Below are 23,347 nucleotides of genomic sequence, written 5' to 3' on the forward strand. Positions count from 1 at the left end.
TGTTCATCTGGCGGTGCAGGAAAAAATTGCAGAAATCAGAGTGAAATGGTAGCCTTGCATAGTGGGATTTCAGCATCCCAAGATAGGGATGCGCTTCTGGTCACTGAAGGAGGCGTTTTCCAGTTACCGTCGCCTGACAATCACCGTACCGCCTATGTGGACTATTGCATCGAATAAGGTTGTGATCGATCTCTTCAGCGCCGGCTTTGCCCTTGGTAAATGCTTGGCCATGCTTGTTTCAAAAGCTGTTTTTCTGTTTTATGAAACCTCGGATAAGCCAAATGGAACGAACATTACTGAGTTTACAATACACTGATGTGCACACTACCGGCATCCATTCAGAGGATTGAGTTGATGGCGGCAAACATGTGGTGGAGCTATGCGGCAATGTCCTAAGCTATTGCCCGTAGCACGGTTGTCAAACATTGGTAAACAACAGCAACGGAGGATTTGTCATGGGTGACAAAGGTGGAAAAAAGGATAAAGAAAAACACCAGAAACAGGTAAACGAAAAACATAAACAAAGCGATAAAAAGAAGGCCGAAAAACAACCGGTAAAAAAGGTTTAACCCCGGTAAACGGCGTTTTGCCGATGGCTCCCCGCGGAGTGCCGCTTCCATGCGGCACTTCCTGCCGTCGGTGAAGGGAGGAGAACGCTCTTCCGGAATGCCCTCTTGCAATGAAGGAATGTTTAGCTCGGGGGCGATGAGACTATGTTGATTTTTGGCAGAAACCTACGGACACGTACGCTGTTCAATCTATAATTACCGGTGTACGTGTTTATCTTTATAGGCAATTTCCTACACCGGAAAAAAGACTATGAAAAAAGTGGAATACCGAGAACTTGCCCTAAAGATCCTGCCGTGGGTCTGCGCCAGCTGTGGCCGTGACTTTACGGGGAAAAAATTGCGGGAGTTGACGGTTCACCACAAGGACCACAATTACAGGAATAACCCGCCCGACGGCAGTAATTGGGAGCTTCTATGCGTTTATTGCCATGATAATGAACACTCTCGCTCCCTGGATGCAGAATGGCTGCCCACCGAAAACCCAGACCATGAGAAAGGTCCAACCACGACCCACACACCCTTTGCCGGTCTTGAAAAGCTCTTAAAAAAGTAATTCTGATTCGAAATCAAGGATGAACTGTATCTACGGCGCTGTGCTGCACTCTTTTGCAGTGCTGCCACCCCCCCACTGGCCGACTGCCCTATAGAGATTATTTTTCTCGTTTTTTTAAAAAATAGTTATATCATTGGCCACAGCACGGGCAGGTTCTCTTTGGCACTGCTCCTGTTGTGCTTACTTTGTTGTTTAACAGCCTAATCCCACTAAGGAGTACGCCTTTCTAAACGAAAAATCTTTGCCGTCCTCGTGCAAGGAGTTTCTCGAAGAGGCGAGCCTCAATTTGTAAAGGATGGGAACGGGGGAACCACGTTGTTGGGGCGTATCACCGGATTATCGGTGTAGGGCAAACTCTTCGGCCCGAGCCCGTCAGCTAACCTCGTAGGCATCGAAGGGAGAGCTTTCTCTGGTTTGTGGAGGCTTTTCCCGTCACCATTAAACTAGAGATTTTCAGCCATATGCAAGCTACGTCCGCCGCTACTGGGTCGGCTGATTTGCCCAGTACAGGTCATGGTCCTGCCGGTCTTGGCCGTGCCAGCCTTTCCCTTGCAGCGCTCGGGATAATTTATGGCGATATTGGCACCAGCCCCCTCTATACCATCAAAGAATGTTTCTCCGGATCTCACGGAATGGATGTTACCGAGGCCAACGTTCTCGGCATCATGTCGATGGTTTTCTGGTCGCTGATTATTATCGTCAGCCTCAAATATGTGATATTCGTATTACAGGCCGACAACAAAGGCGAGGGTGGTACCTTTTCTCTGCTTGCGACCCTGCGCGGCAAGCTCAAGCAAAATAAACGGAAATGGGCGGTGCTGACCATCCTTACCGCGACAGGGGCATCCCTGTTGTACGGAGACGGAGTGATCACTCCGGCGATCTCGGTTCTCTCGGCGATAGAGGGCATCAATATGGCCACCGATGCCGCTGCCCACTACGTGGTACCGATCACCGTGCTGATCCTGGTAACGCTCTTTGCCATCCAGAGGTACGGTACCGCGGTGATCGGCCGATTGTTCGGACCGGTGATGGTGATCTGGTTCTGCACTCTGGGAATTCTGGGGTTGAAGGCGATTCTCAAACAGCCTCAGATCCTCGCTGCCCTCAACCCGTATCACGCCTTCCATTTTTTCTCCATCAACCACATTCATGGTATTGTATCCTTGGCCTCGGTGGTGCTATGTATCACCGGCTGCGAGGCACTCTATGCCGATATGGGCCATTTCGGCCGCTTTCCCATCCGCCTCACCTGGTACGGCATTGTTCTGCCGGGGCTGCTGCTCAATTATCTTGGCCAGTGCGCCTTGCTTCTCGAGGATGCGGGCATCGCCACGGTCAACCCATTTTTCGCTCTGGCGCCGAAAACGCTGTTATATCCCCTGGTAGGTCTTGCCACCATATCGACAATCATTGCTTCCCAGGCGATGATTTCCGGGGTGTACTCACTGACCCAGCAGGCCATCCAGCTGGGTTTTGCTCCCCGCATGCGGATTCTTCATACCTCGCAATTTGCCAAGGGACAGATCTATATGCCGACGGTGAACTGGATGGTCATGCTGGCCACCCTGTCGCTGGTGCTGATCTTCCAGGAGTCCAGCAAGCTTGCCGCCGCATACGGCTTTGCGGTTACCGGTACCATGACCATCACCACACTGCTGTATTTTCAAATCACCAGGTATAAATGGCAGTGGCCGCTATGGCAGAGTGCGCTTCTATTGGCCCTTTTCTTGTTCTTTGACAGCGCCTTTCTCGGGGCGAACCTGCTGAAAATAGTCGATGGCGGGTGGATCACCATCTGCATAGCCACTTTTATAGCGGTGTGCATGGTCACCTGGCGGGACGGACGTGCCCTGCTGGCCAAGTATTACAGCCTGATGCAGCTGCCGGCCGATGTGTTTTTAAAAGATATTGCCGAGCATAGCCCTTCCCGGGTTGCGGGTACCGGGGTCTTCATGTCAATATCGCCGGAAGGCATCCCCCACACCCTTGTTCACTACCTGAAGCATACGGAATCACTTCACAAAAGGATTCTCCTCGTTTCGATTGTCTTGGCGGAAACCCCGACTGTGCCCGCCAAAGACCGATTGGCGGTACAGGAGCTTGGGCAAGGGTTTTACCGGATTTTAGCCAGCTATGGTTTTATGGAAACGCCGAACATGCAAAAAATCATTGAGTTGCTCAATGATAAAGGGGTGCCGGTGGATATCTATTCAAGCTCTTTCTTCCTTGGCCGGGAAACCATTCTTCTTTCCGGTTCGTCCCCCATGGCGCAATGGCGCAAACATTTGTTCAACTTCATGTCACGAAACTCGTGGAACGCCACCTCGTTTTTTAACCTGCCGCCGGATCGGGTGGTTGAATTGGGCAATCAGGTTGAACTGTAAAGGGTGCGCGGCAGAGCGCACCCCCCCCCTCCTTGCAGGGCATTTTAACAGGAGGCTTTCTTGACCAGCTGAAAGTATTCCTCCGTGCTCGGCAGACGGCCGAGAAGACCGGCAATGGCCGCCATCTCGGTTGAGCCGAGATAGACCTGCGCCCCGTCCCCCAGGCGGTTATCAAAGTTGCGGGTCGATGTCGAGAACACCGTCGACCCCGGTTGGACCCGCGCCTGATTGCCCATGCACAGACTGCAGCCGGGGATCTCCACCCGGCAACCCGCCTGGGCGAAGGTGGCGAGACTGCCGTCGTCTTTTATGGCGTCGCGGTCCATGCGCGTTGAGGGGGCAAGCCACATCCGGGCCTTGGCGTAACCGGCGCCGTTCAATAGCTGGGCGGCATTTTTCATGTGGGCAAGATGGGTCATGCATGAGCCGATAAAAGACTCGTCGATGGCTGCCCCGGCAACGGCGCTCAAGGGCCGGATATCGTCCGGGTCGTTCGGGCAGGCGAGGAGCGGTTCGGTGATGCGGGTAAGATCGATTTCCAGGGTGGCCAGGTACTCGGCGTGGTTGTCACGGCGCAACAGCTCGGGTTTTTTCAGCCAGTTCTCCATTGCCTCGATCCGCCGCGCCAGGGCGTCGGCATCGGTATAGCCATCCGCCAGCAGTTGGCGAAGCAGCACGACATTGGCGGTGACATTGGCCACCACCGCGGCAAGCGGCAGGGCAGCGGTGCAGGCGGCAGCATTGCGCTCGGCCGAGGCGTCGGTTACTTCAAAGACCTCCTCGACGCTGAGGTCATCGACGCCCTCAATCTCCAGGACAGTCCCTGCAAAGATGTTCTTTTTGCCCTTTTTGGCGACGGTCAGCAGGCCCTTTTCGATAGCGAAATAGGGGATGGCGTTGACCATATCGCGGACGGTGATCCCTGGCAGGCGTTTGCCGGTAAAGCGCACCAGCACCGAGGGCGGCATTTCAAGCGGCATGAAGCCGAGGGCCGCGGCAAAGGCGACGAGGCCAGATCCCGCCGGAAAGGAGATGCCGAGGGGAAAACGGGTGTGGGAGTCACCGCCGGTACCGACGGTATCGGGGACGAGCATGCGGTTCAGCCAGGGGTGGATGACGCCGTCACCCGGCTTCAGCGCCACTCCGCCGCATCTGACAGCGGTCTCGCCCATGCTTTGCCAGCGGCCGAGGTCCGACTTTTTCGGATAGGCGGCGGTATGGCAGAAGGACTGCATAAAGAGCGGGGCCTTGAAGCGCAGGCAGGCCAGTTCCTCAATCTCTTGCATGGTCATTGGCCCGGTGGTGTCCTGGGAACCGACGGTGGTGATTCTCGGTTGGCAGACTGTTCCCGGCAAAACCCCCGGCAGGCCGCAGGCGCGGCCGATCATCTTTTGCGCCAGGGTGTAGCCTTGGCCTGGCTTCGGGGCCGGGTTGGTGGTGGTGACGAAGATCTGCGGTTCGGCAAGGCCCAGGACTTTGCAGGCGGCGGCGGTGAGGCTTCTGCCGATGATCAGGTTGAGCCTGCCGCCGGCCCGGTATTCGTCGAGGAGGCTTGGTGGCGGCGGGTCCAAAGTGATCTCTTTGCCGGCCGTGGTGGTCAGCTTAAAGGTAGTGAGATCAAGGATAATCTCCTCGCCGGTTGCCAGTTCGCGGACATCACCGGCCAGGGCCAGGGTTCCGGCGTCACGGGCGGTGGCATAGAAAATCGGGGCGATGGTGCTGCCGAGGACGACTCCGCCACGGCGCTTGTTGGGGGTGTAGGCGATGTCGTCGCCGATATGCCAGGCCAGGGAGTTGATCGCCGATTTGCGTGACGACCCGGTGCCGACAACGTCACCCGTGAAGGCAACCGAGTGCCCAGATTTCCGCAGTTCGGCGATTTTTTCGATACCGCCGGGAAAGCGGGTCTTGCCGAAGAAGGTGGCATGCAGGGGGATATCCGCCCGCGATTGGGCCTGGTTGCCGGGTGAGAAGTCGTCGGTGTTGATCTCGCCGTCGACCTTATAGACAGTGAGATGCATGGTCACCGGTACCGCCGGGCTTGCGGTAAACCATTCGGCGGCTGCCCAGGATTTGACGACCGCCAGGGCGTGGCTGTTGGTCTTGGCCAGTTCCGCTACCCGGTCGAAGGCCTCATAGACCTTGATCAGTCCTTTAAGCGCCTGGGCGGCGTCGGCCGCGGCTGCTTCGACTTCGAGAAGACGCACCAGGGCGGCAACATTGTAGCCGCCGCCCATGGTCCCCAGCAGTTCGATGGCCTTTTGCGGTACCAGTATAGGACTTTTTGTCTTGCCGAGGGCCACGGCCTCCAGCCATTCGGCCTTCACCCGGGCGCCCTTGCCTACTCCGGGTTCAATCCGTTCCCGCAGCAACTTGAGGAGAAAATCGCTTTCCGGGTGTTCATCTTCCAGAAGCGCCGTCACATCGTGCACCTGGTTCTCGGTAAGCGGTAGGGGCGGGACGGACATGGTATCTCTTGCAAGCGCGGTGTTTTTATAATCTGTGATCATGGGCGTTTTCACTTTTGAATGGGTAAAAAGTAGTGTGAGACCCTTTGCGCCAAGCCTCCGGTTTTGCCAGAGGGCCGGTTTATCGGGCTCAGGTTTAATGGAGAATCGGCTACCTATACCCTATCCAGCGATAGAAAAGCCAAGAAAAAGAAAGGCACGGTGAAGGGTGTCTGCGCTGAGGGGTGCCGATTGCCACAAAAAAATTGCAAAATCACACCTGACCGGGTAGTTTAGCCCGCACAAAGGGGAATGGCATTGAATCGGGATAGCCATTATGTGTTATATTCCTCGTGGCGGCTGTCTTTTCGCCACCTTTCCCCGGTCACTTACCTCCGGTTTTTCCAGATATTTGCCATGGTTTTCAGTTCAATCGTTTTCCTTTTTCTCTTCCTGCCGCTGGTATTGGTCAGCTACTACCTGTTACCGCACCGGTGGCGCAACCTCCAGCTTCTTCTGGTTAGCCTGTTCTTTTATGCATGGGGCGAGGGGATTTATACCGCCGTCATGCTTACCTCGATTATTGTCAATTATTTTATCGGCCGTGCCTTTACCAACAAGACCGGCAGGGCTCGCAAGCGACTTCTCGCCTTCGGTGTCTTTCTCAATCTGCTGCCTTTGCTTTTTTTCAAGTATTCTCCGTTTATCATGAAAAATCTCGGGGCACTTGTCTCTTTGCCTCCCGCCGCCGGCCAGTGGTCGGTGCATCTGCCCCTGGGAATATCTTTTTTTACCTTTCAGATCATCTCGTATCTGGTTGACGTGTATCGGGGTACGATTGCCCCGCAAACCAACCTCCCGAAACTTGGACTATTCAAGGCCCTCTTCCCACTGCTCATAGCCGGGCCGATTGTACGTTATAAGGATATTTACTTCCAGCTTGGTGTCCGTAAGGTCACTCTTGCCGGCTTCTCCCACGGTATTGAACGATTTATCCTTGGCCTTGGTAAGAAGGTCCTTTTGGCCAATCCCCTCGGGCAGATGGCCGATGCGGTATTTTCCCTGCCGACGCAGGAGCTGTCGACCGCTGCGGTTTGGATTGGTGCTACCAGTTATATGCTGCAGATCTATTTTGACTTTTCCGGGTATTCCGACATGGCTATTGGCCTTGGCAGGATGTTCGGCTTTACCTTTCTCGAAAATTTCAACTTCCCTTATATTTCCAAATCTATCCAGGAGTTCTGGCGGCGCTGGCATATCTCTCTGTCGACCTGGTTCAGGGACTACCTGTATATCCCGCTGGGTGGCAATCGCCGGGGGGATACGGCCACCGCGGTAAATCTTCTCATCGTTTTCACTATTTGTGGACTGTGGCATGGGGCGAGCTGGAATTTTCTGGTATGGGGCCTGTTTCACGGCTTTTTCCTTGCCCTGGAACGGGGCCGGTTCGGGACTGTCCTGAAAAGCACACCGGCATTTGTCCGGTTATCGTACGCGCTCCTGGTTGTCCTTGTCGGCTGGGTGTTTTTTCGTGCCGAATCGATGGATTATGCCGGAAAGTTTATCGCGGTGATGTTCGGTTTTGCGGCGACCGATATTCTCAATTACAAGGTGTTCTCGCAGCTCACTCCACATTTTTACAGCGTCTATCTGTCAGCGATAGTGTGCTGCACACCGCTTTTTTCCAGCATTTACTTTCGCGGCTCACAGGGCGATGCTGCCGCGATCGCCACCGGTAGCGGGGTGGTAGGTATTGTCAAGACCGTACTCCTTGGCGCGCTTCTTATGCTCAGTGTCAGTTCTCTGGCGACTGGGGCGTATAATCCATTTATATATTTCAGGTTTTAGGCATCGTGCAAGCGTCGATGAAAAATTGGAAATCAGCGCCGTTGGCCATACTCTTTGTGCTCTTCATCTTCACCCCCGCTACGGTGATGATAACTGGCGATAAAGCCAAGGTATCTTTCGAAGAAAAGCGGCAATTGGCGGAGCTTCCGGCACTCAAGCCGACCCTTGCGTCGTTACAGGCCTTTCCTGCAAAGTTCGATGCATATTTTAACGATCATTTTGGTCTGCGATCGACTTTTGTCAGGATGTACAGCCAGATACTGGTAACGGTCTTCCGGACATCGCCCAAATGGCTGGTGGTTATCGGTAAAGAAGGCTGGCTGTTTTTTGCCGGCGATAATGAGCTTGTCGATTTCACCGGATTTCAATACAGGGAAATGGAGACCCTGCAACGGTGGAAGCAGGTCCTTGAAGACAGGAAGAACTGGCTTGCTGCCCAGGGCATCCACTATCTTTTTCTGATCCCACCAAACAAATCAATGATCTATCCGGAGTTTCTGCCGGAGAGAATCAGCAGCAGACAGCGGGTGAACACCCTGGAAAGATTTCAGGAGGTACTGGCCTCTGACCCGGCGTTTCCAGGAAACATCGACCTCCGGCCGGTGCTTCTTGCTGCAAAAGAAAAGGAGCGAATCTATCACAAGTCCGACACCCACTGGAATGCGGTGGGAGGATATGCCGCCTATTCGGCGATCATGACCCACCTTGGTAAGGAACTGCCTGGGCTTCAACCCCTCCCCCGCGAGGAATTTGAGGAAAAGATGGGTGTTTTACAGGGGGGGGATATGTCTCTTCTTCTCAATCTGCGGGATTTGTACCACGAGCCGAACCCGATTCTCGTTCCCCCCCAATCGATGACGCCCGGCCACTGGCAGAAGGTCAAATTCGAGACCATGAAGGCTATCGGGCAGCAGCGCTTTCGAACCGGGAAGCTTATTGTTAATGGCATGGAAGGCAGGGATCTGACGGCGATCTTTATCTGCGATTCATTCGGCTCGGCCCTGTCGGATCTATTGGCCATGCACTTTAAGAAGATCATCCGCGTCAACGATGCTCGTTTCGAAGATGTTACCGATTTGATTCGCAAGGAAAAACCGGATGTTGTTATTGATCTGAATGTCGCCCGGCGGATGGATATTGCTCTTGGAGTGAGCCAGGAACTTCTGGGGCCGATGGTTGACAGGCAACTCTTGGAAACCAAGCCAACCCTCGATATTACTGACGAAAATCTTCAATCCCATCTGCTTGCCAGCGAAGATTTACGCATCGACAAGACCCACAAAAACGGTATAGCCCTTGAAGCGACGGGCGGCGATCCGCAGTTGCTCCTCTCTGCGGGCAACCGCCTGTCAAGCCGGGTTGTCAATATCAAATGCGTCATTGACAGCCCGGTGCAAACGACTTTTGCCTTCTACTATAAAACCCCTGGCGACAAGGCTTTTTCCGGGAAGAACCTCTATACCGCGCAACTGGAGCGGGGAGAGAACACCATCCATTTTCGGATCTATACCCCCATCCGTCTTGACGCCTTGCGGATCGATCCGGGCTCCGCTGTCGGCCAATATGTCCTCCGTCAGTTCACTCTGGTCGAGACCCCTTAAGTATACCTATTTAGGGGCTTCACCCAATCCGTTAAAACAATCCCTCTAGGGAATAAGGATCGAGCTCCCCGTTGTCTTTCGCTCTTCAAGATCGCGGTGGGCCCGGGCAGCGTCGCGCAGGGGGTATTCCTGCCTGATCTGGCTTTTTACCGCCCCGGCGCTAACGACCGCAAAAAGATCGGCGGCGTGGGCCAGGAGATCCTCGCGCCTGGCAGTGTAGTGCATCAGGCTGGGCCTGGTCAAAAACAGCGAGCCCTTCTGGGCAAGAAGACCGATGTCAAATGGTCCCAGAGGGCCGGAGGACTGGCCAAAGGAAACCATGGTGCCCATGGGCCGCAGACAATCAAGGGACTTCATAAAGGTCGATCGGCCGATCGAGTCGTAGACCACATCCACTCCTTGTCCTTTGGTGAGTTCTTTCACCCGGGCGGCAAAATCCTCCTGGCCGTAGAGGATGGTGTGGGTGCAGCCGTTTGCCTCGGCCTGGCGGGCCTTCTCCGGGCTGCCGACCGTGCCGATGGTGGTGGCGCCGAGGTGCCTTGCCCACTGGCAGACCAGTGAGCCGACACCGCCGGCCGCCGCATGGATGAGCAGGGTAGTTCCAGGACCAACCGGATAACAGCCTTTCAACAGATAGCGCGCCGTCATGCCCTGCAGCATGATACTTGCCGCATCGCGGCTGGTAATGGTCTCGGGCAGTTTAACCAGCCGGTGGGCGGGGATGCAGCGTACCTCGGCATAGGCCCCCGGTGGTACGCCGGCGTAGGCGACCCGATCACCTTTTTGGAAATCGCTAACCCCGTCACCGACCTCCTCAACCAGGCCGGCCCCTTCAAGTCCGGGGGTTGCCGGAAGCGCTGGCAGGGGATACAGGCCGCTGCGGTGGTAGACGTCGATAAAATTGAGACCGATGGCCTCATGGACCAGCCGCACCTCTCCCGGCCCCGGTGGCCCTGGATCATAAGCTTGCCATTGAAGGACCTCCGGGCCGCCGGTCGAATACATTCTGATTGCATGGGGCATGGACTTTCTCCTCGGTGAAATTTTGGCGGGTGGCGATATTCCTGTCTCCATATGGTGCAACAGGGTTGCCGGCCCGTCAAGCCGGCAATCCTTTCTTTAATCCCGTTTTCTACACTCTGGTTGTCGCGAAAAATTTAAGAATCCCCTACGTCATCATGGAAATTTTATGATAGTCTTCAAGGGATGCCGGTTTTTTAGGAAAGGAGAACGCCATGTCGTCAAGTATCGAAGAGGCCGTACAACGAACCAATCTGTCACTGTCAAATCAGATGGAGATGCTCGTCTTCCGCCTGACCGATAAGCAGCTCTACGGCATAAATGTCTTTAAGATCATCGAGATTGTCGAATGTCCGAAACGAATCGATCGCATGCCCGAGTCGCATCCGGCGATCCGTGGTGTTGTCGACTTTCGCGGTAAGGCAATTGTCGTCATCGATTTGTCGCAGGCGGTAGGGTTGCCGGCCAAAAACACCGTCGACGAGCTGGCCTATCTCATCATCTGCGAATATAACCGGCAGCTCACCGCCTTTATCATCGACTCGCCGGATACCCTGATGACCAGGAGCTGGAGCGATATCCACAAACCCAAGGGGGTGCGGGCCAAATCCCTGGTGGCGATTGCCTATAATGACGACAACGAGGCGGTCATGCTCCTCGATATTGAAACAATTTTGGTCGAGGTGGTAGGTCTTGACAAGGGCCTGGATGGACCGGCGCGCACCGGTGACAGCCGTGACTGGTCGTCACTTCGCATTCTGCTGGTGGATGATTCGCGAACCGCCCTGCTCATGCTGCAAACCCTCCTCGATACGCTGGGCTGCAAATATACCTCCGTGCAGTCGGCATCGGAGGCACTCGACTTTCTCGGGTCCGGTCAGGGAGAAGGCCGGGTTCCGGTCGACATGGTCATCTCCGACATTGAAATGCCCGGTATGGACGGTTTCACCCTGACCCGGACGATCCGGGAGATCCCGGCCTTCCGGGATCTGAAGATCATGCTGCATAGTTCGATGAGCAACCCCACCAATCTGATCAAGGCAAAACAGGTCGGTGCCAATGATTTTGTCGCCAAATTTGATCCGGCCTTCCTTGCCGAACGTATCGCCACCTTATGCGGATTGGCGCCCTGATAGCCGACAGGGGAGAGAAAGAGCTGTTTTAAAAACCTTTGTGTTACCAAACGGTAACAGGAGAGCCCGCTTGTGCTACCGGTTGGTAGCGATTGGCCGTTACGGTCCGTCGCTTTCCCTTCTGTTGCCGCTACTTGCGTTCTGGAATGTATTTTGCTTCAATGGGGGAACTGATTTTTTAGGAGAGTCGGTACTGATTAACAATCAAAGGAGGAAGGAATGAAGACATCGAAGAAGCTGTTGCGTGCCACCCTGGCGACGTTTGCCTCGCTTGCCCTGCTGAGCTCACCGTATCTGGCCGGTGCGGCCGATCAAAAAGCTGAGAGCAAGAATCCGGTGGTGAAGGAAAAGGGTGTTGAGGCGAAAAACGAGGAGTGGGCGAAGCACTATCCCCGCCAGTACGCCACCTGGAAAGAGACCAGCAAGAGTGAGGAGCTGACGGACATGCTGAAGAAAAAGCCGCAGCTGCCGGTACTCTGGGCCGGCTATCCCTTCGCCAAGGATTATAACGCCCCGCGCGGTCACTTTTATGCCATTCAGGACAACGTCAACACCCTGCGTACCGGCGCGCCGGTAAGCCCGATCACTGGCCCGCTGCCCACCGCCTGCTGGACCTGTAAGTCGCCCGATGTGCCCCGTTTGATTCAAGAAGTCGGTGAGAAGGAATATTTTACCGGGAAATGGGCAAAATACGGCAGTGAGGTGGTCAATCCGATCGGCTGCGGCGATTGCCACGACAGCAAGACCGGTGAGCTGACCCTGACCCGCGATTATCTGAAACGCGGTCTTGCCGCCACCGGAGTCGATGTCGCCAAGGTCAGCAAGAGCGATATGCGTTCACTGGTTTGTGCCCAGTGCCACTCCGAGTACTACTTCAAGAAGACTGAAGAGGCCGATGCCAAAGGTGACAAGAAGGTCACCATGACCGTCACCTTCCCGTGGGATAAAGGCTTCAAGGGTGAGGATGTCGAGGCCTACTACGATGCCATCAATTTCTCCGACTGGACCCACGCCATCAGCAAGGCGCCGATGCTCAAGGCCCAGCACCCTGACTATGAGCTGTTCGTCAGCGGCATCCACGGCCGCCGCGGCCTGTCCTGCGCCGACTGCCATATGCCGACGAAGAAGGACGGCGACGTCACCTTCTCCGACCACCGCATTGCCAGCCCGCTCGACGGCAACATCGCCAACACCTGTCTGAACTGTCACGACCAGTCGGAAGAAGAGTTCAAGGACTGGCTGACCATCAAGCTGCAGCGCAAGGACGAGCTGATGGATCTGGCGATGAACGGTTTGGCCAAGGCCCACCTTGAGGCCGGCAAGGCCTGGGAAGCCGGTGCTACTGCCGAGGAGATGAAGGACATTCTCCAGGACATCCGGCATGGCCAGTGGCGCTGGGATTATTCCATCGCCGGACATGGCAGCTACTTCCATAACCCGGAAGAGACCCTGCGTCTTCTCGCCCAGGCGGGTGACAAGGCCCAGCAGGCTCGGGTGAAACTGGCGGCGGTGCTCGCCAAGCACGGGGTGGTTGGCTATCAGGTTCCCGATTTCTCCACCAAGGAGAAGGCGCAGGCCCTGGCCGGAATCAATATGGAGAAAGAGATAGCCGAGAAACAAGCCTTCAAGGGTGCCCTCCTCCAGGAATGGAATAAGGAAGCGGTGGCTAAAGGCCGGTTGAATATGGATTCGCGCAAAGGTATGAGCGACAAGAGTTCCTACACCAAATAAAGGGCAATTGCCCAGCCAGCCAACCGTCCGGCGCAGCGTTCACACAGCTTGCGCCGGGCGGTTTCATTTTTCCCCGCAGTCCTCGATTTGCCGCTTGCCCAGCTTCCAGCCTTTGAACTCCACGCAGAGGATAACATTTCCCGTCACCAAGCAAATCCATGACGAGGCAATCCCCACCCTGCAAAAGCCCTTCAGCACCTACGACCTTGCCTGCAGGATCGCCGGGATATCCGGAGGATAAAGGTCCTGGACTATTCTCCGGTAAAATCCTCCAAGGCCTTGCGCAGTTCCTGAACGATTGCCAGGGCGTCAATCTCCTCGCCGGCATCAATGCTGTTTTGCAGTTTTTCCGCAAGCCCTGCCTCTTCATGGAGGCGAAGATTGAGGAGAAGTCCTTTTAAAGAGTGGGCGAGGGAACGCAGTTCCGGCAAATTTCCAGTGATTGCAGCGTCAAACATCTTGGCCAGGGTGTCTTGGGTAACGGTACTACTGCTCCGCAGCAGGCCGGAAATTTTCTCGTCGTCCAAGGAGTAGGCGGCGGCAAGGTTGTGCCTGGCCCTTTCATACAGGCTGCCGGGGCGGTATCCAGCTTCTATGGAGGGACCGGCCTCGGTGTTTGCCGCCGGTTTCGGCACCGTAGCAACCACACGCTGCTGGAGAACCGCTGCTACTTGGTCCGGCATGAAGGGCTTGGTCAGGTAATCGTCCATCCCGGCCAGCAGGCATTTTTCCTTGTCGCCACGCATGGCATGGGCGGTCAGGGCGATAATTTGCTGATGCCGTCCGTGCAGGCGATCCCGCAGATTGCGTTCAATTCCTTCGGGGATGGGCCGCACGAGGCGGCTGCCGGTCTCGCAGCTACGAATGATCTGGGTCGTGGTAAAGCCATCGAATTCAGGCATTTGAATATCCATGAGGACGACGTCGACCTCCACTTCGCCGAGTTTTTGCAGGGCGTTCATGCCGTTTTCGGCGGTGGTCACCGAGTGCCCTTCATTCTCAAGCACCATCCGCGCCAGATCCCTGTTCACCTCGCTGTCCTCAACCAGCAGGATGTGCAGGCAGCGGGCATGTGCCGCCTCGGGATCAACCGGTGTTTCCTGGGCTATTTTTTCCTCTGCGGCCGGTTCATCAAACAGCAGGGTAAAGATAAAGGTGCTCCCCACGCCAACCTCGCTGGTTACCATAATATCACCACCCATCAAGTGGCAGAGCTTTCTGCTGATGGCCAGGCCGAGCCCCGCCCCCTGATGTCTTCTGGAGATTGACTCGTCGCTCTGGGAAAATCTGTCAAAGATCATTTCCAGGTGTTCCTCGGCAATGCCGATACCGGTGTCGCGGACGGTAAAACTGAGACGAATTTGTCCCGCCGTCTCGCCGGTTTTTTTGATCTCCAGACTGACCAGCCCCCTCTTGGTGAATTTTACCGCATTACCAAGCAGATTGAGGAGGATCTGGCGCAGGCGCATCTGATCGCCCCGGATGAAATCCGGGACATTTTCAGCAATACCGTAGCCTACCTCCAGGTTTTTCCCCTCGGCCAGAACCGACACCGATTTCATGGTCGACTGCACCAGGGAGTGGAGGGAGAAGGTGTGGTTGTCGAGATCGAGCTGACCGGCCTCGATCTTCGAAAAATCGAGGATATCGTTGATCACCGACAGCAAAGAATCGGCGGAGGACTTCACCGCTTCAAGCAGTTTCTGCTGCTCGGGGTTTTCACTGCGGTCGAGGGCGAGTCTGCTCATGCCGATGATGGCGTTCATCGGGGTCCTGATCTCATGGGACATATTGGCGAGGAACATGCTCTTGGCCTTGTCCGATTGTTCGGCACTTTCCTTGGCGGTACGGATTTCAGTTATCGAATCCTGGATATTATCCGACATTTCGTTGAAGGCATCCGCCAGCTGGGCAAGCTCGTCACGGCTGGTAACCCGCAGCCGCGCCTCGAAGTTTCCCGCCTGAAAGCGTTTTATGCCATCGATAATCGCGGTAATCTTGCCGGTAAAGGTCGATGCCATCCAGATGGCAATGAGGACGACCGCTACCACCATCAAGGCGGTTGAAATGGTCAGGTTACTGATGGTGGTACCAAGTAGAGAATCGATGAGTTGCAGGATGCCGGTCTTTCTTTGATCGAGGTTTTCCTCATATTCCTTGGTGAGGGCATTGATCCGGGTGCCGGTTTCGGTGGCAGCGGCATGAAACTCGTCGACATTGGCGCCGATGGTCACATATCCGAAGCCTCGCGGGGTGTTTTTGTACATCCCGGTGAAGTAGGGAATGGTCGCGGCGGTGGTCAGCTTCCACAGGCCGCTCCAGAGGATAAGAAAGGATCCCGACCCGCCGTGCTGGGTCAGGTCATTCCAGCCGGTGCATTGCGGTGCGAAGTCGAGATAGCGGCAGTCAAGCCCGAGCATCCCGGCGTCGGTGAGCTGTTTGGCTGGTTTTTTCTGCAGTGACTGCTGCTGAAATCGCGGGGCCAACTGCTCGAATTTGCTGAATGATTTGCCCTGACTCAGCCACAGCTGGTAATGCTCGGAGGGCAGCCAGGGCACTGCCTGTTCGCCGGTCTCAGGGTCATAGCCGACAATAAAGTAGTCGCGGGCATGGGAGATATTCCGCCCGGCAAAGTCCCACATGAAGGCATAGTTGCCGGCACCGGCATCGGAGATATCCGAGTACCGCTCATCGGTCGGCATCAGATGATCCGTAAATTCCATGACATGGGTGTGGTCAAGGGCTAGGGTGACATAACCGATTCGGGTGCCGTCCCGATACACCGGGCAGGCCCAGCGAATGATGCCCTGGAACCGCTTGCCCCTCGGGTTTTCCTTGCCGGCGTAGCCGGCTTTTTCCGGTTCAAAGGGGATGTTTTTCTTCTCTGCCGCGGCTGGGGTATAGGGGCCGATGACCGGCGAGGGCAGATACGGGCCGATGACCTGCGAGACGTAAATCTCCCCCTGGAGCAGCTTGGTGAGCTCGGCGAAGTAGGTCTCGGCGCGGCACCAGGTGTTTTCCGGTTTGGAGACGTCACGCAATTCCCTGCCGAGGAGGCTGGAGTTGGAGACCTTGATCTTCTCCTGGCCTTGCAGATCAATAAAGGTGATTTCGTGGTACAGCGGCAGTTTCAGCGAGATTGGAAAACGTTGTGGCTGGCGATAGTGGAAATCCCTTTCGTTGTCGGCAGTCGAGGCGGAGACATTCGGGGCAGGCTCGGTGTCATCCGGGGGAGGGACCCATTGGTTGCCGTCCTGATTGAGTACCCAGTCCCGGTGAAAGATGACCTTTTTCAGGCGCATTGCCAGGAATTGCTGGTAATTCGATGTATCAACCGGCAATTCCGAGGCGAGAAGGATGTCATTATCCCGGGCATGGAGAAAATCGGCCACTGCCAGGGCGGTATCGGTGGTCAGCCGTTCGATTGCCTCTCGCGATTTCAGGTCGAGGGCCCTGACCGAGTTCTCCGAGGCCAGGCCGCCGATGGTGGTCACCAGGTTGCGGGTGTCGCCGACCATTTCTTCCGACTTTTCCTTGACGGTATCGCCGAGCATGCCGATCTGGTTGGCGGCAAAGAGGGCCAGGGCAATAAGCGGCAAGACCTTGATAACGACGAAAATGGCGATCAGTTTCTGGCGGATGCCATAAAAAATCGGTCGTTGCGGTAGCCGGAAGAATCTCCCAGAACCCTGTGATGCGTCAATTTTTGCCTTTTCCTCATCCACCCCGCCGCTCTCCCTTGAAAAAATCTGCTTGTTGTAACTAAGGCAAGGGTATCACAAAGGCGGTGGTAAATTACAGGAAAAAACCGAGAAACAACAATCCGCCCCCGTGGTTATTCCAGGTTGTAGGTCTTCATCTTTTCCCAGAGGTTTTTCCTGCTTATACCGAGGAGTTGCGCTGCCTCGGTGCGGTTGCCGTGGCTTTGTCGCAGGGCGGTTTGCAGGAAGGCCTTCTCGGCGACGGCCAGTTGGGCGCTGAGATTGAGATCGGCGGTGGGCTGGCTCGCTGCCTGGGTGAGTTCAAAGGGCAGGTCGGCGGGGGTGATCTCCGGGCCGCGGCTGAGCACCGAGGCCCTTTCCATGAGGTTGCGCAGCTCCCGGGCATTGCCGGGGAAGTCGTACTGCTTCAGACACTGCAGGGCCTCGCTGGTGATCCGTGCCGAACGGCCGTGCAGGGCGTTGAATTCCTGTAAAAAGGCGGCGCAGAGTTCGTCGATGTCTTCCTTGTGTTCGCGCAGCGGCGGCATTCTGAGCGGAATAACCTGCAGGCGATAGAGGAGATCCTGGCGAAACCGTCCCTCGGTGACTTCTTTTTGCAGATCTTTTGCGGTGCAGGCGAGAATCCGCACATCGACCCGGATCGACTTGCTGCCGCCGACCCGTTCAAACTGGCTTTCCTGCAGGACCCTGAGGAGTTTGGCCTGCAGGGGGCCGGGCAGATCGCCCAGCTCATCGAGAAGCAGGGTGCCGTTGTCGGCCAACTCGAATTTGCCCTTGCGGCGCAGATCAGCACCGGTAAAGGCCCCCCGCTCATGGCCGAACAGCTCGGATTCCATGAGGCCCTCGGGGATGGCTGCACAGTTGATCGAGACAAAGGGTTTGTCACGGCGTGGGCTGGCCTTATGGATGGCCCTGGCCGCCAGTTCCTTGCCGGTGCCCGATTCGCCGGTGATGAGGATGGTGGCATTGGTGGGCGCCGCCTGGGCAATGAGGGCGTAGACCTGCTGCATCACCGGACTCCTGCCGATAAGCTCCTTGTCATGGGTTTGCCGGCAGGTGGCCTCAAGGACCTCGCAGCGGGCCCTGACCGCCTGATGGCTGAGGAGGCGGGTGGCGCGGATGATCAGGTCGTCGAGGTCGAAGGGCTTGAGGATATAATCGGCGGCACCGGTGCGCAGGCAGTTGATGGCATCGTCGATGGAGCCGTAGGCGGTCATGATGATGACGTCGGTCTCCGGATTTTGTTTGCGTACCTGACCGAGGAGGGCAAGGCCGTCCATGCCGGGCATGCGGATGTCGGAGATGATCAGGTTGTACTGATTTCTTTCAAAAAGGGCCATGGCCTTGAGGCCGTCTTCCGCCTCGTCAACCTGCCAGCCGTATTTGCGCAGGCGGTCGTAAATCGAGATGCGCATGATCTCGTCGTCTTCAGCAAGGAGTATTCGTGGCATTGTCGTTGCCCTTCTGGGGGAGGTTTTCGGAGACCTGCAGGGTGATGGTGAAGGCGGTGCCCTGGCCGGGCGTGCTGTCGACGGCAATGCTGCCGTTCATCCGCTGTACCAGGGAATAGGTGACGGCAAGTCCCAGGCCGGTGCCCTCGCCGACGCCCTTGGTGGTAAAGAAGGGGTCGAAGATATGCGGCATGTTTTCCGCCGATATCCCAACTCCGGTATCGATAAAGGCCAGGGTCAGTTGCTCCGCCGATTCATGACAGGTGATGGTCAGCTTACCGCCACTCGGCATCGCCTGGATGGCGTTCAGGCCGATGTTGATGATGATCTGTTTGAGGGCCTCAGCATCAAGCATGTAGTCCCTGGTGACCTTGATACTGGACTCCAGCTGGATGTTTTTCAGTTTGTAGGAAAGGAGCAGGGTGCACTCGTCAAAAAGCACCTGGAGATTCACCCTGCGGATATTCAGCGGCTCGGTCCTGCCGAAGTTGAGGAGTTGGCGCATGATTGTCTCGATCTGCCGGAGGCCCTTGTCAAGGAGGGGCAGATAGCGTTCGACCAGCTGGCGGTCGCCGGGGGTCTCGCGCATCGACTTGACGCAGTTGAGCATGCCGCCCAGGGGGTTGTTGACCTCGTGAGCGATGCCGGCGGTAAGGATGCCAAGGGATGCCATCTTCTCGCTGAGATGGGTCTGGGCCTTGGCCCGCAACAATTCGTCCTGGGATTTCTTCAGCCGGTCGCAAAAGAGCACGAAGGTGCCGCTGACACTATCCAGCTCGTCCTTGAATACCGATGGCAGCAGGTACCTCTCCGGAGGGTCGTCGGGAAATCTTTCCATCGCCTGCGACAGGCCGCGAATTCGCCTGACGATCAGTGATTCGAACATCAGAAACAGGGCGATGGTGACGATCAGGATACTGGCGACACCGATAAAAATCAGCGAGTTGATGTTGCGGGTGATCAAGTCGTGCGCCCAGTTGATGGGGATGGTAATCGACAGGCCGCCGCGGATATCGCCCTCGGCATAGCCGTGTCGGGCGTGGCAGCCGAGGCAGGCCGTACTGACCCGCAGGGGGGCGATGAAGCGTACCACCCGGCCGAGATCGGTTTCGTCGACGCCGATGAACTCCTCGGCCCCTTCGTTAAAGGACTGGAGGGCGGTTCGTTCAAAGTCATCGGGTTGGTTCTCGGAATTGACCGGCTTGAGGCTAGTGACACGGAAATGGCCGAGACCGTCCCGCTTGGCATAAACCGAAAGTTCCCTGGTAATCATTGCTGGGTTGCGCAGGTAGTAGGTTTGCCCTTGGGCGTCGGTTACCTCCGGCAGTTCAAGATAGGGGTTGGGGCCAACTCCTTTGCCTTCAAGGACAAAGAGCCCATTGTGATCAGCCGCCCACTGCCTGGTCAGGAGAATCTGTTTGTAAAGCATCCGTGCCTGCTGCTCCGCCTGTTTGAGGATCATCTTCTCGTCGAAGGCGGCGGTGCGATACAGCATAAAGAGATAGAATGCCGAGATAATGGCGCCGATGAAGATGATGAACTTGCTGCGCAGCGACAGGTGGGTGGTGAAGGGTTTGATCATGAGATTTTCACAATGTCGGTATTAAGAATGGTCTGTTTGTTTTTGTGAAACTGCCGTTGGCTACGATGGGCAGCTGCTCTGAGAGAGGCAATTTTCGCGCCAGCGCATCCATCTATATAAAGGAAGATGGCTGTTTGGGGAAGATGCTATCTCAGGCTTCTGCTCCGGCCGGAAACGGAGGACTTTTTCTCGCCGTCCACAGAATGATGCAAAGACCTCGTTACCGGATGGTAGCGGCTGGGGCAAGGGAATGTTACCGGATGGTAGCAGCAACCGGCGGCCGCAGGCTGCAATGACTGCAGAATCTTTCCAAACCGCTCTTGGAACGGAGATTGCACAAGAAGGGAGATAGGGAGACTTCTTTGTACTCGCAAACGAGCTGAGCATTCGAAGGGGAGCCGGCCGGGCGCTTATACCGGCCAGGCGGCATAACCATTGGGAAAGGGGAACTTTATGAGGAGGCATATGGTGAAAAATCAAAAAAGCGTATTGTTTTCAGTGTTTATCATGACCCTGCTGGGACTGGCGGGGCTGGTGATCTCGGCTCAGGCCGGGGACAAGGAAAAAGCTGCCCATCCGCAGCTGTCGGAGCAGGAGATGTTGCTGGATTGTGCCGATTGTCACCGTGAGGCAACACCGGAGATCGAAAAGCAGTGGTTCAACTCGCGGCACGGCCTGGCCATGGTCAAGTGCTATCAATGCCACGGCACCTTCGAGACCTTTACCCTTACGCCCACCAAGGCAACCTGCGGTACCTGTCACACCGACATGCTGGAGAAATGTAAGAAGGATACGCCGTGCTGGGATTGTCATGCACCGCATACCTTCAAGAAGCAGAAATAACCATTGCCTCGCCGGAAGGCAGGAAGGAGATCATAATGACGCAAACACGACGGGATTTTATTAAAATGGCGGCGGCCCTGTCGGCCGCCTCGTATGTGGGGATGAATCTGCCGATCGCGCCGATTAGTCTTGCCAGGGCCGATGAAGGGGTAGTCTGGCACCGTGGCAGCTGTCGCCTCTGCGGCGTCGGCTGCCGGGTGGAACTGGGGGTAAAGGACGGCGTGCCCATGGGGCTGCGCGGCGTGCCTGAGTCGCGCACCAACTTCGGCTACGTCTGTATGAAGGGCATGCACTTCTGGAAATGCATGCGCCACCCCGACCGCCTGACCAAGCCTCTGTTTCGGGAGAAGAAGACCGACAAATTCCAGGAGATCTCCTGGGATAAGGCCCTGGATATCGCCGCCGGCAGGTTCGCCGAGGCGTTCAAGGCCGGTGGCGGCGCGGCGGTGGCCTACTACGGTTCCGGTCAGGCGCTGACCGAGGAGACCTATTTCTTTCAGAAGGTCATGCGCGGCGGCCTGCAATCTAATAACGTCGAGGGCAATCCCCGGCTGTGCATGGCCAGCGCGGTTGGCGGCTATATGACCTCCTTCGGCGCCGACGAGCCGATCGGCGGCTACTCCGATCTGGAGAAGGCGCATTGTTTTTTCATCGTCGGCTCGAACACCGCCGAGGCCCATCCGGTGCTGTTCCGGCGGATTATGCGCCGCAAGCTCGATAATCCCGACACGGTTAAGGTCATCAACGTCGATCCACGTATCTCCCAGACCTCGCGGATCGCTGATTTGCACCTGCAGTTCAAGCCGGGTACCGACCTGTCCCTGTTGAACGCCATGGCCCACGTCATTGTCGAGGAAAAACTCTACGACGAGGAATTCCTGAAAAACTACGCAACCTTCCGTAAGGGCAAGGGCGAGGCGGCGACCTTTGATGAGCTGCGCGCCCACCTCGCCAAATACACCCCGGAGGAGGCGGCGCGGGCCTGCGGCGGCAGCTTCAAGCCGGACGAAGTGCGCACCGCCGCCCGCTGGTTTGCCGGTTCGAAGGGCACGGTCAGTCTGTGGACCATGGGACTTAACCAGCGCAAGCAAGGCGTCTGGGCCAACAATCTCATGCATAACCTGCATATCCTCACCGGCCAGCTGATGAAGGACGGCGCCGACAGCCTGTCGCTCACCGGCCAGCCCAATGCCTGCGGCGGGGTGCGCGAGGGTGGCGGCCTCTGCCATATCCTCCCAGGTCACCGGCCGGTCGAGGCGGAACCGATGCGCCGCCAGGTGGAGGAGGCCTGGGGGATTCCGGCAGGACGCATTCCCGATAAGCCCGGCCTGCATACCATGGCCATGTTCTCGGCGATCAACGAGGGCAAGATCAAGGCCTTGTGGGTCAATTGCACCAGCCCGGTGCAGAGCCTGCCGAACTGCGAGTTGTACAATAAGGGTATGGACCGTGACGACGTCTTCATCGTCTGCTCCGACATCTTCCACACCCTGACCACCCAGAAGGCCAATCTGGTGCTGCCCGCCTCCTTCCATTTCGAAAAAACCGGCGTCTACGGCTGCACCGAGCGCCGTTCGCAGCTGACCAAAAAGGCCATTAATTCCCCCGGCGAGGCCAAGCCTGAGGTGTGGATGATCCGGGAGTGGGCGGCCAAGCTGGCGGTAAAGTTAAACGACCCGGTCATCGACCAGTGCATCAAGCCCTTTGTCGGCCTGGAAGAGGGCTACGCCCTGCCCAAGGCCATCTGGGATGAGTATACCCAGAAGCTGACGGCGAACCGTGACAACGACCTGCGCGGCGCCACCTACGAGGTGCTGGAAAAAATGGCCGACGGTGTGCAGTGGCCGGCGCCGACCGCCGAGTTTGCCCTCACCGGCGGCACGGTGAAGAAGTTTGTCAAGGGCCGCGACCCGCTCGCCACCAGCCTGTCGAAAAACGATCTGCCGTACCAGTTCTACGGCCCGGCCCACGAGGACCGGACCCTTTGGGTCTGGCACCGCGATCAGGCCGATCCGGAGGAGATCCCCGATAGCGAATATCCCTTCTATCTTTCCACTGGACGGATTATCGATCATTGGCATACCATGTCGATGACTGGGCGGGTGCCGGAGCTGCTGCGTGCCAACCCCTATGCCTACGTCGAGATCAATCCGAAAGATGCCGCTCGCCTCGGCATCAAACCCGGCGACATGGTCGAGGTGAAGTCGCGGCGCGGCGTCAACCTCCTGCCGGCCAAGGTCTATGAAGGGCCGGTGGAGGGGATGGTCTTTGCCTATTGGCATGATCAGCATCCGGACCGGATGATCAACAAGGTCACCAAGGATGCCGTCGATCCGGCATCGAAGGAGCCTGAATTCAAGATCTGCGCGGTGCAGGTGAAAAAGGTCTCCGGCCCGCAGCCGCTGAAACCGTATATCGTTTGATACCTTTCCCGGCCGGTTGGCGCTTGACGCCTTCCGG

Annotated in this window: 13 protein-coding genes, 1 pseudogene and 1 riboswitch; of the genes and pseudogenes, 8 read left to right on the forward strand and 6 right to left on the reverse strand. The window is 56.6% G+C overall.

Annotated elements, in window-relative coordinates; all coding sequences use genetic code 11:
• Positions 1–392 precede the first annotated feature (392 nt).
• Positions 393–620, reverse strand: coding sequence for a hypothetical protein (locus OEL83_17555; protein ID MDK9708852.1), 228 nt, complete (start codon positions 618–620; stop codon positions 393–395).
• A gap of 214 nt (positions 621–834) precedes the next feature.
• Here OEL83_17555 and OEL83_17560 point away from each other — a divergent pair.
• Positions 835–1,122: pseudogene (locus tag OEL83_17560) on the forward strand (YajD family HNH nuclease).
• A 267-nt stretch (positions 1,123–1,389) separates the two neighbouring features.
• Positions 1,390–1,528: riboswitch (cyclic di-AMP (ydaO/yuaA leader) on the forward strand.
• 55 nt (positions 1,529–1,583) lie between these two features.
• Positions 1,584–3,509 (forward strand): potassium transporter Kup, encoded by a 1,926-nt coding sequence (locus OEL83_17565; protein MDK9708853.1) that lies wholly within the window; start codon positions 1,584–1,586, stop codon positions 3,507–3,509.
• 44 nt (positions 3,510–3,553) lie between these two features.
• Here the strand turns inward: OEL83_17565 and OEL83_17570 are convergent, their stop codons facing one another.
• Positions 3,554–6,019, reverse strand: a complete 2,466-nt coding sequence (locus OEL83_17570; protein MDK9708854.1) for a bifunctional aconitate hydratase 2/2-methylisocitrate dehydratase — start codon at positions 6,017–6,019, stop codon at positions 3,554–3,556.
• 354 nt (positions 6,020–6,373) lie between these two features.
• On the opposite strand from OEL83_17570, the gene OEL83_17575 reads away from it, so the two are divergent.
• Both OEL83_17575 and OEL83_17580 read left to right on the forward strand, forming a co-directional pair.
• Positions 6,374–7,804 carry an MBOAT family protein gene (locus tag OEL83_17575; GenBank protein MDK9708855.1) on the forward strand — a complete coding sequence of 477 codons (1,431 nt, stop codon included), beginning with the start codon at positions 6,374–6,376 and terminating at the stop codon, positions 7,802–7,804.
• Positions 7,805–7,821: 17 nt separating this feature from the next.
• Entirely contained in the window at positions 7,822–9,405 is a 1,584-nt protein-coding gene (locus OEL83_17580) for a hypothetical protein (protein MDK9708856.1), read from the forward strand.
• A 45-nt stretch (positions 9,406–9,450) separates the two neighbouring features.
• On the opposite strand, the gene OEL83_17585 is transcribed toward OEL83_17580, so the two are convergent.
• Positions 9,451–10,428, reverse strand: a complete 978-nt coding sequence (locus OEL83_17585) for a quinone oxidoreductase (protein MDK9708857.1) — start codon at positions 10,426–10,428, stop codon at positions 9,451–9,453.
• Between the two features lie 212 nt (positions 10,429–10,640).
• Between OEL83_17585 and OEL83_17590 the strand changes: the two genes are divergently transcribed.
• Positions 10,641–11,558, forward strand: coding sequence for a chemotaxis protein (locus OEL83_17590; GenBank protein MDK9708858.1), 918 nt, complete (start codon positions 10,641–10,643; stop codon positions 11,556–11,558).
• A gap of 219 nt (positions 11,559–11,777) precedes the next feature.
• Positions 11,778–13,289, forward strand: a complete 1,512-nt coding sequence (gene nrfA / locus OEL83_17595) for an ammonia-forming cytochrome c nitrite reductase (protein MDK9708859.1) — start codon at positions 11,778–11,780, stop codon at positions 13,287–13,289.
• A gap of 251 nt (positions 13,290–13,540) precedes the next feature.
• On the opposite strand, the gene OEL83_17600 is transcribed toward nrfA, so the two are convergent.
• The 3 genes from OEL83_17600 to OEL83_17610 form a co-directional block, all read right to left on the reverse strand.
• Complete coding sequence (locus OEL83_17600) at positions 13,541–17,014, reverse strand: ATP-binding protein (GenBank protein ID MDK9708860.1); 3,474 nt, start codon at positions 17,012–17,014, stop codon at positions 13,541–13,543.
• A 110-nt stretch (positions 17,015–17,124) separates the two neighbouring features.
• Positions 17,125–18,462 (reverse strand): sigma-54 dependent transcriptional regulator, encoded by a 1,338-nt coding sequence (locus OEL83_17605; protein ID MDK9708861.1) that lies wholly within the window; start codon positions 18,460–18,462, stop codon positions 17,125–17,127.
• Positions 18,440–20,044, reverse strand: coding sequence for an ATP-binding protein (locus OEL83_17610; protein ID MDK9708862.1), 1,605 nt, complete (start codon positions 20,042–20,044; stop codon positions 18,440–18,442). The genes OEL83_17605 and OEL83_17610 overlap by 23 nt, the downstream gene beginning before the upstream one ends.
• A 465-nt stretch (positions 20,045–20,509) precedes the next feature.
• Between OEL83_17610 and OEL83_17615 the strand changes: the two genes are divergently transcribed.
• Together OEL83_17615 and OEL83_17620 are read left to right on the forward strand one after the other, a co-directional pair.
• A complete protein-coding gene (locus OEL83_17615; GenBank protein MDK9708863.1) occupies positions 20,510–20,887 on the forward strand; it encodes a multiheme C-type cytochrome in 378 nt (125 codons plus the stop codon).
• Positions 20,888–20,922: 35 nt separating this feature from the next.
• Positions 20,923–23,310: a molybdopterin-dependent oxidoreductase gene (locus OEL83_17620; GenBank protein MDK9708864.1), complete on the forward strand. Its 2,388-nt coding sequence runs from the start codon at positions 20,923–20,925 to the stop codon at positions 23,308–23,310.
• The last annotated feature ends 37 nt before the right edge of the window (positions 23,311–23,347 follow it).

The sequence above is a fragment of the Desulforhopalus sp. genome (assembly GCA_030247675.1).
Taxonomy (GTDB): domain Bacteria; phylum Desulfobacterota; class Desulfobulbia; order Desulfobulbales; family Desulfocapsaceae; genus Desulforhopalus_A.